Origin of the sequence: Gemmiger gallinarum (assembly GCF_014982805.1) — a bacterium.
Classification (GTDB): domain Bacteria; phylum Bacillota; class Clostridia; order Oscillospirales; family Ruminococcaceae; genus Gemmiger; species Gemmiger gallinarum.
The window spans coordinates 312,205-327,494 of the sequence record NZ_JADCKC010000002.1 but is presented as its reverse complement, the minus strand read 5'-3'; the positions used below and the strand labels follow the sequence as shown (position 1 = coordinate 327,494).

General features: G+C 61.7%; 12 protein-coding genes. 11 read left to right on the top strand and 1 reads right to left on the bottom strand.

Translation table 11 applies throughout. The features are described from left to right. Positions 1-72: 72 nt before the first annotated feature. The 6 genes from INF35_RS07110 to gpmI all read left to right on the top strand — a co-directional run bounded on the left by INF35_RS07110 (position 73) and on the right by gpmI (position 7,937). The gene (locus INF35_RS07110) at positions 73-1,920 is read left to right on the top strand and encodes a glycoside hydrolase family 13 protein (RefSeq protein WP_193500983.1); all 1,848 of its coding nucleotides are present in this window, start codon (positions 73-75) and stop codon (positions 1,918-1,920) included. Between the two features lie 521 nt (positions 1,921-2,441). Continuing rightward, positions 2,442-2,885, top strand: coding sequence for an NfeD family protein (locus INF35_RS07105; protein WP_193500981.1), 444 nt, complete (start codon positions 2,442-2,444; stop codon positions 2,883-2,885). 64 nt (positions 2,886-2,949) lie between these two features. Next, on the top strand, positions 2,950-3,855 hold the full coding sequence (locus INF35_RS07100; protein ID WP_193500979.1) for an SPFH domain-containing protein: 906 nt from the start codon (positions 2,950-2,952) through the stop codon (positions 3,853-3,855). A 312-nt stretch (positions 3,856-4,167) separates the two neighbouring features. Continuing rightward, positions 4,168-5,376: a phosphoglycerate kinase gene (locus tag INF35_RS07095; protein ID WP_193500977.1), complete on the top strand. Its 1,209-nt coding sequence runs from the start codon at positions 4,168-4,170 to the stop codon at positions 5,374-5,376. A gap of 172 nt (positions 5,377-5,548) precedes the next feature. After that, positions 5,549-6,319, top strand: a complete 771-nt coding sequence (tpiA, locus tag INF35_RS07090; RefSeq protein ID WP_193500975.1) for a triose-phosphate isomerase — start codon at positions 5,549-5,551, stop codon at positions 6,317-6,319. Positions 6,320-6,410: 91 nt separating this feature from the next. Continuing rightward, entirely contained in the window at positions 6,411-7,937 is a 1,527-nt protein-coding gene (gene gpmI / locus INF35_RS07085; RefSeq protein WP_193500973.1) for a 2,3-bisphosphoglycerate-independent phosphoglycerate mutase, read from the top strand. A gap of 133 nt (positions 7,938-8,070) precedes the next feature. Here the strand turns inward: gpmI and INF35_RS07080 are convergent, their stop codons facing one another. Continuing rightward, a complete protein-coding gene (locus INF35_RS07080; protein WP_193500971.1) occupies positions 8,071-9,504 on the bottom strand; it encodes a glycosyltransferase family 39 protein in 1,434 nt (477 codons plus the stop codon). 256 nt (positions 9,505-9,760) lie between these two features. On the opposite strand from INF35_RS07080, the gene INF35_RS07075 reads away from it, so the two are divergent. The 5 genes from INF35_RS07075 (at position 9,761) to hisH (ending at position 15,125) form a co-directional block, all read left to right on the top strand. Next, positions 9,761-10,879, top strand: a complete 1,119-nt coding sequence (locus INF35_RS07075) for an N-acetyl sugar amidotransferase (RefSeq protein WP_193500969.1) — start codon at positions 9,761-9,763, stop codon at positions 10,877-10,879. Positions 10,880-10,960: 81 nt separating this feature from the next. Further along, positions 10,961-12,130 carry an amidohydrolase gene (locus INF35_RS07070; protein ID WP_193500967.1) on the top strand — a complete coding sequence of 390 codons (1,170 nt, stop codon included), beginning with the start codon at positions 10,961-10,963 and terminating at the stop codon, positions 12,128-12,130. Positions 12,131-12,327: 197 nt separating this feature from the next. Further along, positions 12,328-13,701 (top strand): N-acetyl sugar amidotransferase, encoded by a 1,374-nt coding sequence (locus INF35_RS07065; RefSeq protein WP_193500966.1) that lies wholly within the window; start codon positions 12,328-12,330, stop codon positions 13,699-13,701. A gap of 12 nt (positions 13,702-13,713) precedes the next feature. Then, entirely contained in the window at positions 13,714-14,475 is a 762-nt protein-coding gene (hisF, locus tag INF35_RS07060) for an imidazole glycerol phosphate synthase subunit HisF (RefSeq protein ID WP_193500965.1), read from the top strand. Further along, entirely contained in the window at positions 14,472-15,125 is a 654-nt protein-coding gene (gene hisH / locus INF35_RS07055; RefSeq protein ID WP_193500964.1) for an imidazole glycerol phosphate synthase subunit HisH, read from the top strand. Before hisF ends, hisH begins: the two co-directional genes overlap by 4 nt. Positions 15,126-15,290 lie beyond the last annotated feature (165 nt).

Genomic DNA, 15,290 nt, shown 5'->3' with positions numbered 1-15,290 from the left:
TTTGAAAAAATGCTGTTTTCGTCCGGCCCGCGGCTGCGCCCCGCCCAATCCCACAACGAAGGAGTCCTGTGCATGCATACCTATTACAACAGTACCGACCCGGCCTGCAAACAGCCCTTTGGGGCGGTGACGGCCGGCACGGAGGTGACCATCCGGCTGACGGTACCGGAACATCTTGGGTATGTGGACCCGCACCTGGTGCTGACCAAGGACCGGGAGGACCCGGTCCACTACCGGATGAACTTTGAGGGCCAGACCCCCGGAGTCAATCATTTTTCGGTCAAGGTCCGCCCCACCACGACGGGACTGTATTTTTACTATTTTGATCTCTACACTGATTTCCGCAAAATCTTCCGGGGCACCCATGGGGAGGGCGAGCTCTCCTGGACGGCGGGCCGCCAGTGGCAGCTGACCGTCTATGAACCGGATTTTGCCACGCCGGCATGGATGCGGGGCGGCACCATGTACCAGATCTTTCCCGACCGCTTCAACGAGGGCAAACCGGGAAAGACCATGCCCTTTGCCGACCGCATCTACCGGGAGGACAAAACGGGGGAGCCTTACTTCTGGCCCAATGAGCAGGCCGACGGCTATCTCAACCGGGATTACTTCGGCGGAGATTTCGAGGGCATCCGCCAGAAGCTGCCCTACCTGAAAAACCTGGGCGTCACCTGCATCTACCTCAACCCCATCTTTGAGGCCCATTCCAACCACCGGTACAATACGGCCAACTACCTCAAGCCCGACCCGGTGCTGGGCACCACCGAGGAGTTCACCCGGATGTGCGCCGAGGCTGCCCAAAACGGCATCCGCATCATTCTGGACGGCGTGTTCAGCCACACCGGCTCCGACTCCATCTACTTCAACCGGGAAGGCCGCTACGGCCCCGGCGGCGCCTACCGCGACCGCAATTCCCCCTACCGCTCCTGGTATGACTTCGACTCTGGCTACCCCTGCGGCTACCGCAGCTGGTGGGGCTTTGAGACCCTGCCCGAGGTGGAGGAGGAGGATCCCTCCTACATCGACTTTGTGTGCGGCAAGGGCGGCATCATCGACACCTGGCTGAACCTGGGTGCCAGCGGCTTCCGCCTGGATGTGGCCGACGAGCTGCCCGACGATTTTATCGAAAAGATCCGTCAGGCCGTCAAATCCCATGGGGAGGACAAACTGCTCATCGGCGAGGTGTGGGAGGATGCCACCACCAAGGAGGCTTTCGGCCGCCGCCGGACCTACCTGCGGGGTCACGGCCTGGATACCACCATGAACTATCCCTTCCGCAACTGCGCCATCGACTTTGTGCGGGGCGCCGACGTGGCTGATGTGGCCGAGGGACTGCTGGATATCTGCGAGAACTATCCCAAGCCGGCGGTGGACTGCCTGATGAACTTCCTCTCCACCCACGACACCGAGCGGGCCATGACCGCCATCTCGGGGGAGCCGCCCAACGGCCGGGACCGCTACTGGCAGAGCGGCCGCCGCATCCCCGCCGACCAGTACGATGCCGCCGTCCGGCGCCTGCTGCTGGCCTACGCCATGATCTTCACCCTGCCCGGGGTGCCCTGCGTCTACTACGGCGACGAGATCGCCATGCAGGGCTACCGTGACCCCTTCAACCGTGCCTTCTTTGACTGGAACAGCACCGAGGAACGGCTGCGGGGACCCATCCGCAACCTGGCGATCCTGCGCAGGACCTGTGATGCCTTCCAGGGCGGCAGCTTCGAGATCGTCCGTGCCGAGGGCGACCTGCTGCAGTACCGCCGCCGCGGCAAGACCCGCACCGCCGAGATCGTCCTGAACCGGGGTGATCATCTGCTGGCCACCGAGGCCTTCGGCAAGGTTACCGAGGTCAACCCCGGCGGATTCACCATCCTGGTGGAAGAAAACAACCCCACCCATGTCGGGTATTTCGCAATCTATTGATGGATTCCGGTTTCCCTTTCTGAGCCGGTTTCCAGGCGCCGCTCTGTCTCTGGCAGGGCGGCGCTTTTCTGTTTGCCCTTCCGGGGAAGAAGGTTGGACACTACCTGGTGCCTATGTACAAAAAATGGCGCGCGCGTTTGTGCAAACTTCCCATTTGTACAAAATTTACGACGATTTTACAATTCAAAACGGTAAACCGCGGCCTTTTGCGGCATATTTTCTACCAGCGCTGGCCATCTGAAACACTGAAACCACAATATATAGTGTAAAATGGGCGCCGCGGCGGAATATATTGACTTTCCGGGGCGATTGTGTTAAAATATTGACAACCTGGAACGGAGGAATCTTCCACACGCAGACAGGCTGTTGACCGGCACTGAGCGGTGGGCGCAAGGCCCGGGGGAGATACCGTAGCCAAGTCCGGCAGAATGCGCAGCAGCGTACGATGTGAGGCAAATCCGGCTCCGTCTCCAGTGGTTACGTTTTCCCACGGTTTACCCCGATAGCTGGAGGTGCTATATATGGGAATGGATACCCTGATCTGGTTGATTCTGACCATCGCCTTTGTGGTGGCCGAGGCCGCCACCACCGCCCTGATTTCCATCTGGTTTGCAGTGGGTGCAGGCGCGGCCATGATCGCCAGCATCTTTACCGACTCTGCCATTGTGCAGTTTGCCGTCTTTGCGGTGGTGTCGGCCGTGATTCTTGCAATCATGATCCCCACCCTCGCCAGACGCCGTGCGGCCAGCAAGCCCCCGGTCACCAACGGCTCCCAGCTGGTGGTGGGCAAGCGGGGCGTGGTGCTCAAGGCCATTGTGCCGGGAACCATCGGCCGCGTCCGGGTGGACGGGCTGGACTGGCAGGCCAAGGCCGACACCGCTCTGCCCCAGGGCACGCCCTGTGAGGTCACCGCTGCCGACGGCGCCGTCCTCACCGTTGCTTCTGTACAAACCGCCCAGGTCTGATGTTCCCTGAACTCCGGACCCGGCATCCGAATCTTTCCACACAAACCAAAAAAGGAGAATACATATGGAACTTCTCATTGCTGCGATCCTTCTGGTGATCGTACTGGTCGTTCTGGTGCGGTGCATCGTCATCGTTCCCCAGTCCAATTCTTTCGTCGTGGAGCGCCTGGGCGTCTATAAGGCGACCTGGGAAGCCGGTCTCCACCTCAAAATGCCCTTCATCGAGCGGGTGGCCCGCCGTGTCTCCCTCAAGGAGGAGGTCGCGGACTTTCCCCCTCAGCCCGTCATCACCCGTGACAACGTCACCATGATGATCGACACCGTGGTTTTCTTCCAGGTGTTCGACGCCAAGGCTTACGCCTACGGCGTCAGCCGCCCCATCCAGGCCATCGAGAACCTGTCTGCCACCTCTCTGCGTGACATCATCGGCAGCATGTCCCTGGACGAGACCCTGACCAGCCGCGACGCCATCAACACCCAGATCACCGCCACCCTGGACGAGGCCACCGACCGCTGGGGCATCAAGGTCAACCGCATCGAGCTGAAAAACATCGAGCCCCCCACGGAGATCCGTCAGGCCATGGAAAAGCAGATGAAAGCCGACCGCGAAAAGCGCGCCAGCATCCTGCTGGCCGAAGGCGAAAAGCAGGCTGCCATCACCCGCGCCGAAGGCGAGAAGGAATCCGCCATCCTGCGCGCCGAAGCTGTCAAGCAGCAGCGCATCCGTGAGGCCGAAGGCGAAGCCCAGGCTTTGCTGATGGTCCAGCAGGCGAAGGCGGACTCCATCCGCCTGATCAACGAGGCCGCGCCCACCCAGAACATGCTGGCTCTGCGCAGCATGGAGGCCATGGAAAAGGTGGCCGACGGCAAGGCCACCAAGATCATCGTGCCTTCCGAGATGCAGAACCTGGCCGCCACTGTGGCTGCCATTCAGGGCATCGCGGGCGGTGCGTCCACTCCCGCCAAGTAATCCATATCGCCATGCAAAAGGGGCCTGCCCGCAGGGGCAGGCCCCCCTTTTTTATACACCGTCCGGGCGGGGAAGGAAAGCTTCCATCTTGTCCCGCCCCTGGGCAGGGCTCCGTCCCGGAGAAATGCTCCCGGCGATCCCGCGCCGGAGCGATAAAAAATCCTGCTTGAAAGAGAAAATTTTACAGAAACGTTAAATAAGTATCAATAAATGTCTTGCGAAATGAAACCTTTGTGCGTATAATAGAATCAGACCCAAAGGGGCCTGGGGCCCCGGATTATGCAAGGTAAAACCGAGAGGAGATTTTTTGCTATGGGATTAGGTAAAAAGACCATTGACGATCAGAATTATGCGGGCAAGCGCGTGCTGGTCCGCTGCGACTTCAACGTCCCCATGAAGGACGGTGTCATCACCAATGACAACCGTATCAACGCTGCTCTGCCCACCATCAAGAAGCTGATTGCGGACGGCGCCAAGGTCATCCTGTGCAGCCACCTCGGCAAGCCCAAGAACGGCCCCGAGGCCAAGTTCAGCCTGGCTCCCGTTGCGGTCCGCCTGTCCGAGAAGCTGGGCCAGCCGGTCACCTTCGCGGATGACGACGAGGTCGTCGGCCCCAACGCCAAGGCTGCCGTCGCCACCATGAACAACGGCGACGTGGTCCTGCTCCAGAACACCCGCTTCCGCAAGGAAGAGACCAAGAACATCGACACCTTCAGTGAGGATCTGGCCAGCCTGGCCGACGCTTACGTGGACGACGCGTTCGGCTCCTGCCATCGCGCTCACTGCTCCACCGCTGGCGTGACCAAGTACGTCAAGGACACCGCTGTGGGCTACCTGATGGAAAAGGAAATCAAGTACCTGGGCAACGCTGTCAACGATCCCGTCCGTCCCTTCACCGCCATCCTGGGCGGCGCCAAGGTCGCGGACAAGCTCAACGTCATCTCCAACCTGCTGGAGAAGGTCGACACCCTGATCATCGGCGGCGGCATGGCTTACACCTTCCTCAAGGCCAAGGGCTACGAGATCGGCAAGAGCCTGTGCGACGACACCAAGATCGACTACTGCAAGGAAATGATGGCCAAGGCCGAGGAAAAGGGCGTCAAGCTGCTGCTGCCCGTTGACACCGCCTGTGTCAAGGACTTCCCCGACCCCATCGACGCTCCTGTTGAGACCGTCATCGTCCCCGTGGACAAGATCCCCGCCGACATGGAAGGCTGCGACATCGGCCCCGAGACCATGAAGCTCTTCGCCGACGCTGTCAAGGCTTCCAAGACCGTTGTCTGGAACGGCCCCATGGGCGTCTTTGAGAACCCCACCCTGGCACAGGGCACCCTGGCTGTTGCCAAGGCTATGGCTGAGAGCGATGCTACCACCGTCATCGGCGGCGGCGACTCCGCAGCAGCTGTGCAGCAGATGGGCCTGGGCGACAAGATGACCCACATCTCCACCGGCGGCGGCGCTTCCCTGGAGTACCTGGAAGGCAAGGAGCTGCCCGGCATCGCCTGCATCACCAACGCATAAGGCTGACATCCCTGTGCGCGCCGCAGGTTGTCCGCTGAGCTGATTTTCAGCAAACCGCACGCGGCGCGGCGGCCTGACGTACCGTCAGGGCTGCTGCGCCGCGTTTTGTGTGCGGCCGGGAAAAATCCCCCGGCTGCGCCCCAACAATACAATATCCGGAGGTTGAATCGTTATGAATAAGCGGAAGCGCAAGGCAGTTATTGCCGGCAACTGGAAAATGAACAACACCCCCACCGAGGCAGGCCTGCTGCTGGAGGCCCTGATCCCCGGTGTTCATGACGCCGACTGCGAGGTCGTCGTCTGCGTGCCCTTCACCGACCTGTGCAACGTCGTCGCCAAGTGCGCCGGCACCAACGTCCATGTGGGCGCCCAGAACGTCCACTTCGAGAAGTCCGGCGCCTTCACCGGCGAGGTTTCCGCCGACATGCTGCTGGACCTGGGCGTGGAGTACGTGGTCATCGGCCACAGCGAGCGCCGTCAGTACTTCGGCGAGACCGACGAGACCGTCAACAAGCGCACCCTGGCCGCTCTGAATGCCGGCCTGAAGCCCATCGTCTGCGTGGGCGAGAGCCTGACCCAGCGTGAGCAGGGCGTCACCGAGGAACTGGTCCGCATGCAGGTCAAGATCGCCCTCAAGGATGTCACCGAGGAGCAGGTCAAGAACGTCATCATCGCCTACGAGCCCATCTGGGCCATCGGCACCGGCCGCACCGCCACCTCCGACCAGGCTCAGGAAGTCTGCGCAGCCATCCGCAAGGTGGTGGGCGAGCTGTACGGCAACGACATCGCCGAGGGCATGACCATCCAGTACGGCGGCAGCATGAACCCCGCCAACGCAGCTGAGCTGCTGGCCAAGCCCGACGTGGACGGCGGCCTCATCGGCGGCGCCTCCCTGCATGCCGGCAAGTTCTGCGAGATCGTGGACGCAGCCACCAAGGGCTGATTTGCCTGCATTTGAACTGAATTCACCCATCCGGGCGGGCGGGAAACCGTCCGCCCGCATTTGACCCGATACCAAAGGAGCAAATACGTTTATGTCCAAGAAACCTGTTCTTCTCTGCATCATGGACGGCTTCGGCTGGACGCCGGACCAGACCTTCGGCAACGCCGTCGTCGCCGCCAAGACCCCTCATCTGGATGAGATTTTCTCCAAGTACCCCATGACCACCATCGATGCCTCCGGCATGGCAGTGGGCCTGCCCGACGGCCAGATGGGCAACTCCGAAGTCGGCCACACCAACATGGGCGCCGGCCGCATCGTCTACCAGCAGCTGACCCTCATCACCAAGTCCATCCGCGACGGCTCCATGAAGGAGAACCCCGTCCTGGTCAAGAACATGAAGGCTGCCATCGACGCCGGCAAAGCCATCCACCTCATGGGCCTGGTGGGCACCGGCGGCGTTCACAGCCATGCCGACCACTGGTTCGGCGTGCTGGACATGGCCAAGCATATGGGCGCCACCAAGGTTTACCTGCACTGCATCATGGACGGCCGTGACACCGACCCGCACTCCGGCGAGGGCTTCCTGGCCGACCTGCAGGCCAAGCTGGACGAGCTGGGCATCGGCCAGATCGCTACCGTCACCGGCCGTTACTACGCCATGGACCGCGACAAGAACTGGGACCGCGAGGAGAAGGCCTACGCTGCCTTCGTCTACGGCGAGGGCGACCATGCCGCCAGCGCCAAGGAAGCCATCGAGAACAGCTACAAGAACGATGTCACCGACGAGTTCGTGGTTCCCTGCGTCACCTGCGAGGGCGGCCGCGTTCAGGAGGGCGATACCGTCATCTTCATGAACTTCCGCCCCGACCGTGCCCGTCAGATGACCCGCATCTTCGTGGACGATGCTTTCGACGGCTTTGAGCGCCGCTACGGCCGCTTCCCCGTCAACTACGTCTGCATGGCCGAGTACGACGCCACCATGCCCAACGTGGAGGTTGCCTATCCCCCCGTTGAGCTGAACAACGTTCTGGGCGAGTATCTGTCCAAGAACGGCAAGACCCAGCTGCGCATCGCCGAGACTGAGAAGTACGCCCATGTGACCTTCTTCTTCAACGGCGGCGTGGAGGCTCCCTACGAGGGCGAGGACCGCAAGGTCATCCCCAGCCCGAAGGTTGCCACCTACGACCTCAAGCCTGAGATGAGCGCCCCCGAGGTCGCCGAGGAGTGCAAGGCCCGCATTGAGAGCGGCAAGTATGACGTGGTCATCCTGAACTTTGCCAACTGCGACATGGTCGGCCATACCGGCGTCTTTGACGCTGCCGTCAAGGCCGTTGAGGCTGTGGACGCTGCTGTGGGCAAAGTGGTGGATGCCACCCTCAAGATGGGCGGCGTGGTCTTCCTGACCGCCGACCACGGCAACGCCGAGAAGATGGAGAACCCCGACGGTACTCCCTTCACCGCCCACACCACCAACGTGGTGCCCTTCGCCGTCATCGGCGCGGGCGATGTCAAGCTGCGGGAGGGCGGCTGCCTGGCCGATATCGCTCCCACCATGCTGCCCTACGTGGGCCTGCCTGTCCCGGCGGAAATGACCGGCAAGAGCATCATCGTGGAGTGATCTCCCGCTGACAAGCTGCCGGGCCGCTGACCCGGCAACAGCAAACCTGCCATAGCAATGAAAAATCCCCGCTGCGGATGCAAACCGCGGCGGGGATTTCTTTGTTGTGTTTTGCGATGGGAAAGGGGCGGGCTTACTGCGGCGTCAGGTAGTAGATGCGGCACCACTGGTTGTCCAGCAGCGCCCCCTGCCACTCCACCGCCGTCAGACCGGCGGCGGTAAGCCGGTCGGTCAGCTCAGGAGAAAGGTCCTCCTCGGGGTAGACGAGGAAAAGGCTGCCGCCTTCGTCGGGCAGGGCATCGGCCAGGTCGCCGCCCGCATGGGTGTCGCAGTCAGGGTAGAAGAACTCCAGCACCCGGTTGTCCACGTGCTCGGTCACCGAGTAGATGCTGTCTCCGGGCTGGGCGCGGTCCTCCACAAAGCTGACGGTCTGGGCAACGGCGGCGTTGGTGTCCAAAAGGTCGCTGCGGTACTGCATGGCGGGCTCATACATGGCGTAGAGAATGAGCACAACCAGCAGCACCCGCACCGCCGGCAGGCGTTTGGTCAGCCCGGCGGCGGCCACCGCCATGGCCAGCCACAGCAGTCCGCAGACGGGGAAGAAATACCGGGAAAGGTACATGGGCCGCAGCGCCACACTGGCCAGATACCCCATGGCGATGACGCCCACCGCCGCCAGCAGGCCGGAAAGCCCCAGCCAGCGGCAACTGCGGGAACCGCACCCGGGCAGGAGATAATAGGTGATGACGGAAGCCGTCAGCAAAAGCAACAGAGTGTGGCTGGATACCCGGCTGCCGATGATGAGCTCCAGCGTCTCGGACAGGGCGGGCAGCTCCTGCAGCCAGAAGCCGCCGGTGGCCTGATAGAGAATGTTGCTTACCGCCATGAACACCCAGGGCAGATAGCAGATTACCGACACCGCCGCGGCGATCAGCCAGCCGCGCAGGAGCTTGCGGTCAAAGCGCAGGGTATAGATGAGCAGGAACAGATAGACAAAGCAGACGGCCAGCAGGGCGAAATAGTGAAGATAGGCCGAGCACAGCCCGGTCACGGTCAATGTGATCCACCAGCCCCGCCTGGGCGACTGGGCGTCGGTGATCTTGTAGGCCGCAAACCCGCACAGGGTGACGAAAAACAGCGCCCAGCCGTACATTCGCGCCTCGGTGAAAAAGCGCAGGGAGGAGACGTTGGGGGCCATGAGGCAGAGAAAGACCAGCGCTGCAAACCGCCCGAAGGCCGGGCGGAACAGCACCAGCGCCATGAGGACCGTCAGCACATAGGGCACAAAGGAGGCAATGCGGTAGACGATGTGGGTATTGCCGAACACCGTCACAAACAGCTTTAAGATAAAGTAGTACAGCGGCGGGTGAACGTCGGCAGCGGTGGCGGCGGGGATCTCGGTCCAGTCCAGCTTGACCATCTCGATGGAGAAGAACTCGTCCAGCCAGAAGTTGCCGTTGGTGGTGAACTGCGCCCCGAACACGACCAGCACAGCCGCAAAGACGACCAGCAGCACATCCGGCAGCCAGCGCCGCGCCAGGGCGGCGGGGGAGGGGGTGTTTGACATGGGGAAAACATCCTTTCAGCACCGGACCGGGGCGGGGCCTGCCCTGCGGGACAAAATGCCGCGCTGAAAAGGCTCTGCCGGGACCTGGTGGGAATCATCTGTATTATACCGCGGGCAGGGTGGCGGCGCAAGGCGGCGCAGACCGCCGGGATACTTGCCAACCGGCGTTAAATGGGGTATCATAAACGCAGGTATATCCGCTGCCCAACCGGCAACTTCCGCCGCGCCGCGGCGTTGACAGAAAAGGAGACAAACCATGCGTTACTGCAAAAAATGTACCATGCCCGACACCCGTCCCGGCATCACCTTTGACGCCGAGGGCGTCTGCAGCGCCTGCCGCCATTACGAACACCGCAAGCAGGTGGACTGGGATGCCCGTTTCAAGGAGTTCGAGGCCCTGTGCGACAAGTACCGCGGCTGCAACGGCCCCGGCGGCTACGACTGTGCCGTGGCGGTCTCCGGCGGCAAGGACAGCCACTTCCAGGTCTGGATGCTCAAGGAAGTCATGCACATGAACCCCATCCTCTTCAGCGTGGAGGATAACTTCCCCATGACCCAGGCGGGCATCCACAACCTCAAGAACATCAGCGAGGAGTTCGGCTGCACCATCATCAGCTGCAAGCCCAACATCAAGGTCCAGAAGATCCTGATGCGCAAATTCTTTGAAAAGTACGGCAAGCCCACCTGGTACGTGGACCGTCTGATCTACACCTTCCCCCTGCACATGGCGGCCAAGTTCAACACTCCCATGCTCTGCTACGGCGAGAACGTCAGCTTTGAGTACGGCGGCAACGCCGACAAGGAGACCTACTCCGCCATGGACCAGATCGAGAACGGCGTGGCCGTGGGCTTCCCCATGGAGGAACTCATCGGCGACGGCGTCACCGAGAAGGACCTGAGCCTGACCCTGGCCCCCGACGCCGAGGAACTGAAAAAGCTGGACCCCTTCTATATGAGCTACTTTGTGCCCTGGAACAGCTACAAGAACTACCAGATCGCCAAGGCCCACGGTTTCCATGACCTGACCCACGAGTGGGACCGCACCCATCACGCCGAGAACTTCGACCAGATCGACTCCCGGGCCTACCTGGTGCACTCCTGGCTCAAGTATCCCAAGTTCGGCCATGCGGCGGCCACCGACTACACCGCCCGCTATATCCGCTACGGCCTGATGACCCGGGAGGAAGCCATCCCCATCATCAAGGAGCGGGACGGCAAACTGGACCCCCTGTGCGTTCGGGATTTCTGTGAGTTCTGCGGCTATACTGAGAGCGAGTTCTGGGCCATCATGGACAAGTTCTACAACCGTGATTTGTTCGAGAAGAACGAGTACGGCGAGTGGGAACTGAAAGACCCCATCTGGAAGCAGGGCTGAGCCCAACCATACAAAATACCCGCTGCCGGTCTGCAACGCCGGCAGCGGGTTCATGTTTCACAGGAAAGAAGGACGTACAACATGCAAACCAAACCTGTTCTGATCCGCGGCGGCCGGGTCCATGACGCGGTCCACCCCGAACCGCAAGCCGTCGACATCCTGCTGCAGGACGGCAAGATCGCTGCCATGGGTGCTGACCTCGATGCCCCTGAGGACTGCGAAGTTGTGGATGCATCCGGGCTGGATGTGTTCCCCGGCTTTGTGGACGCCCACAGCCACATCGGCCTGGACGGCTCCGGCATCGGCTACGAGGGTCGGGACTATAACGAGATGAACGACATCTGGACCCCGCACCTGCGGGCCATCGACGGCATCAATCCCCGTGACCCCAGCTTTGCGGCGGCCCGCAATGCCGGCGTGACCTGTGTCTGCACCGGCCCGGGCAGCGCCAACGTGCTGGGCGGCACCTTCGTTGCCCTCAAAACGGTGGGGGAGCGGGTGGACAACATGGTGGTCAAGGATCCCGTTGCCATGAAGTGTGCCTTCGGTGAAAACCCCAAGCGGGTCTACAAGGATAAGTTCGATTCCACCCGCATGTCCACGGCGGCCTTCCTCCGGGGCGCCCTGGCGGCGGCCCGGGATTACGGCGCCCGCAAACAGGCGGCCAATGGAGATATCACCAAGATGCCTGCCTACAACCAGAAGCTGGAAGCCCTGCTGCCGGTGCTGGACGGCACCATCCCCCTGAAGGCCCACGCCCATCAGGCTAACGACATCTTTACGGCGCTGCGCATCGCCCATGAGTTCGGTGTGCGCATCACCTTGGAGCACGTGACCGAGGGCCACCTCATCGTGGACGAACTGGCAAAAGAGAAGGATGTCCCCATGGCGGTAGGTCCCACCCTGACCCACGCCAGCAAGTTCGAGCTGCAGAACAAGAGCTGGGCCACCCCCGGCGTTCTGGCAAAGGCCGGCTGCCATGTGTCCATCATCACCGACAACTCGGTTATCCCCCAGCAGTATCTGCCCCTGTGTGCCGGTATGGCTATCAAGGCGGGTATGGACCCCTTCGCTGCCCTGCAGGCGGTGACCATCCACCCCGCGGAGCACATCGGCGTGGCCGACCGCGTGGGCTCGCTGGAAGTGGGCAAGGATGCCGACCTGGTCCTCACCGACGGCTGCCCCTTTGAGGTGCTGACCCACGTCAAAGCTGTCTACATCGACGGTGTGCAGGTGGCGGGAGAGCAGTGACACGGTTGAGCCGGATGCTGCCATGAGAATTGCAATCTGTGCTTGCAACCCGCCCAAACCTGTGCTATAATACCCGCTATACGGCAAGGACGCCGCCCGGAAGAGGGAAAATCTCTCTTCCGGGCGGCGTTTTGTTTTTGCCCTGCCGGGTAAGAGATCAGGAAAACAGCAAACCCACCGATCGGGAGGAAACCACCATGGAAAAACTGCCGCGCTACGTCGACATCGATTATTCCAAATATGCGCCGGACATTCCGGAGGACCAGCTGGAGACCTACTACGGCCTGCCCCAGAAAGTCCGGTTCTGCAAGGAATGCGTCATGAGCAACCAGAAGCCCAACTCCTGCTACGAGTTTGAGCACACCATCCACTCCATCAAAAAGACGATGGTCATTCAGGAGGACGGCGTCTGCGATGCCTGCCATGCCTGCCGCAACAAGGCCAACGGCAACATCGACTGGGCCCTGCGGGAGAAGGAACTGCGGGAACTGTGCGACCAGTACCGCAAGAACGACGGCTCCTACGACTGTCTGGTTCCCGGCTCCGGCGGCAAGGACAGCTTTTACGCCGCCCATCTGCTCAAGTACAAGTACGGCATGCATCCCCTCACCGTGACCTGGGCGCCCCACATCTACACCCCTTGGGGCTGGGACAACATGCAGGCCTGGATTCATGCCGGCTTTGACAACTACCTCTGCACCCCCAACGGCATGACCCACCGCCTGCTCACCCGCCTGGCCACCGAGAACCTGTTCCATCCCTTCCAGCCCTTCATCCTGGGCCAGAAGCAGCTGGCCCCCAAGATGGCTGCCAAGTTCGGCATCCCTCTGGTGTTCTACGGCGAGAATGAGGCTGAGTTCGGCAACCCTATTGCTGACAACAACTCCGCCCTGCGGGACGAGCACTTCTTTGCCGTCAACGATTATGACCACATCTACCTGGGCGGCGTGAGCCTGCGCCAGCTGGAGGAGGACTACAAGATCGACAAGGCCGACCTGGCCATTTACCTGCCCTCCGAGACCTCCAACCTGGAGAAGAACCACGTCCAGGTCCGCTACCTGGGCTACTATGAGAAGTGGCATCCCCAGGGCGCCTACTACTACGCGGTGGAGCACGGCGGATTCCGTCCGGCTCCCGAACGCACCCAGGGCACCTACTCCAAGTACAACTCCATCGACGACAAGATCGACGATTTCTTCTACTACACCACCTATATCAAGTACGGCATCGGCCGCACCACCTACGACGCCGCCCAGGAGATCCGCAACGGCGAGATCACCCTGGACGAGGGCAAGGCGCTGTGCAAGAAGTTCGACGGCGAGTACCCCGACCGCTTCGAGAAGGAGATCATGCAGTACCTGTCCATCGACAAGCAGCATTTCCCTTGGGCCAGCCAGCTGTTCGAGCAGCCCAGGATGGACCGGGAGTACTTCATGCATCTGGCCGACCGGTTCCGTTCGCCCCATCTGTGGAAGTACGAGGACGGCATCTGGAAGCTGCGCCACACCCCCTACGAAGGCGACAGCGAAGTGCTGTGGGGCGACCCGAAAGGCACCCATCACGAAATGTAAGGAGGCGGCGGTATGTCCAAAAAAATCCGCCTGATCGCCCGGCTGGATGTCAAGGACGAAAACCTTGTCAAGGGCATTCAGCTGGAAGGCCTGCGCAAGCTGGGCGACCCCAACGCCTTTGCCCGCAAGTACTACGAGCAGGGCATTGATGAACTGCTCTACATCGACATTGTTGCCAGCCTGTACAACCGCAACAACCTGTCGGACATTGTGCGCCGCACGGTGGACGATGTCTATATCCCCGTCTGCGTGGGCGGCGGTCTGCGCAGCGTGGAGGATGTCCGAGCCATCCTGTCCATGGGCGCCGACAAGGTGGCCATCAACACGGCGGCCATCAAACGGCCGGAGCTTATCTCGGAGGTGGCAGCGGCCTTCGGCAGCCAGTGCATGGTGCTGTCCATCCAGGCCAAGCGCAGCCGCAGCTGGTCCGGCTGGGAAGCCTACTACGACAACGGCCGGGCTCATTCCGGCTACGACGTGGTGGAGTGGGCCAAGCGCGGCGTCGAACTGGGCGCCGGCGAGATCCTGCTGACCAGCGTGGACTGCGAGGGCCTGCAGCGGGGGATGGATCTTGACCTCATCCAGGCAGTGACCAGCGCGGTGGATGTGCCGGTCATCTGCGGCGGCGGCGTGGGCTGCTGCGATGACATTGTGGACGCAGTACATGCCGGGGCCGATGCCGTGGCATGCGCGGCGGTGCTGCACTATAACAAGGAAACGGTGCCCGAACTCAAGCAGGGCCTGCGTCAGGCCGGTGTGGAGGTGCGCGCATGAAAGTTACAGTCATCGATTACGGCCTGTCCAATCTGCTTAGCGTCACCCATGCCTTTGAGCATTTCGGCGCCGAGGTGGAAGTCACCGGCGACCCGGCCGCCGTCCTCAAGGCGGACGCTCTTGTCCTGCCCGGGGTGGGCGCCTTCCGGGACGGCATGCAGGGGTTGGAAAAGCTGGATCTGGTGGGCCCTCTGCGGGAAAAAGCTGCCCAAGGTACCCCCATCCTGGGCATCTGCCTGGGCATGCAGATGCTCTTTGACGAGTCGGAGGAGTTCGGCTACTGGACGGGGCTGGGGCTCATCCATGGCCGGGTGGTGCGCATTCCCTCCGCCGCCATGGACGGCAGCCGCCAGCGGGTGCCCCATATTGGTTGGGAGCCTCTCTACCCGGCGGGCGGACGGATAAACTTCCACGGCACCCCCCTGGAAGCAGTAACGCCGGGGCAGGAGTGCTACTTCATCCACTCCTATGAAGCCCTGCCCGCCGCCGATGCCGACCGCCTGGCCGATACCGTCTACGGCGGCCGCCGCATCTGCGCGGCGGTGGCCCATGGCAATGTGTACGGCACCCAGTTCCACCCCGAAAAGTCGGGACCGGTGGGGCTGTCCATCATTGAGGGGTATCTGGAGATGTGCCAGAGACAGCTCTGACACTGCCGGACAGCAAAAAATGTGATATCACGCTCTGCTTTTTCCTTTGGATAAAAGGCAGAGCATTTTTTGTTGCCGTGTGTTGGGCGGGTATGGTAAAATCGATACGCAGATACAAAAAGTCCTTCAGACTGCGTGTGCCCCCGTACACCAAACATGTAGATA

What these genes read in the sequence shown, in the direction of transcription:
- INF35_RS07110 (WP_193500983.1), top strand. Translation starts at nt 73, where the DNA reads ATGCATACCTATTACAACAGTACCGACCCGGCCTGCAAACAGCCCTTT.
- INF35_RS07105 (WP_193500981.1), top strand. Translation starts at nt 2,442, where the DNA reads ATGGGAATGGATACCCTGATCTGGTTGATTCTGACCATCGCCTTTGTG.
- INF35_RS07100 (WP_193500979.1), top strand. Translation starts at nt 2,950, where the DNA reads ATGGAACTTCTCATTGCTGCGATCCTTCTGGTGATCGTACTGGTCGTT.
- INF35_RS07095 (WP_193500977.1), top strand. Translation starts at nt 4,168, where the DNA reads ATGGGATTAGGTAAAAAGACCATTGACGATCAGAATTATGCGGGCAAG.
- tpiA (WP_193500975.1), top strand. Translation starts at nt 5,549, where the DNA reads ATGAATAAGCGGAAGCGCAAGGCAGTTATTGCCGGCAACTGGAAAATG.
- gpmI (WP_193500973.1), top strand. Translation starts at nt 6,411, where the DNA reads ATGTCCAAGAAACCTGTTCTTCTCTGCATCATGGACGGCTTCGGCTGG.
- INF35_RS07080 (WP_193500971.1), bottom strand. Translation starts at nt 9,504, where the DNA reads ATGTCAAACACCCCCTCCCCCGCCGCCCTGGCGCGGCGCTGGCTGCCG.
- INF35_RS07075 (WP_193500969.1), top strand. Translation starts at nt 9,761, where the DNA reads ATGCGTTACTGCAAAAAATGTACCATGCCCGACACCCGTCCCGGCATC.
- INF35_RS07070 (WP_193500967.1), top strand. Translation starts at nt 10,961, where the DNA reads ATGCAAACCAAACCTGTTCTGATCCGCGGCGGCCGGGTCCATGACGCG.
- INF35_RS07065 (WP_193500966.1), top strand. Translation starts at nt 12,328, where the DNA reads ATGGAAAAACTGCCGCGCTACGTCGACATCGATTATTCCAAATATGCG.
- hisF (WP_193500965.1), top strand. Translation starts at nt 13,714, where the DNA reads ATGTCCAAAAAAATCCGCCTGATCGCCCGGCTGGATGTCAAGGACGAA.
- hisH (WP_193500964.1), top strand. Translation starts at nt 14,472, where the DNA reads ATGAAAGTTACAGTCATCGATTACGGCCTGTCCAATCTGCTTAGCGTC.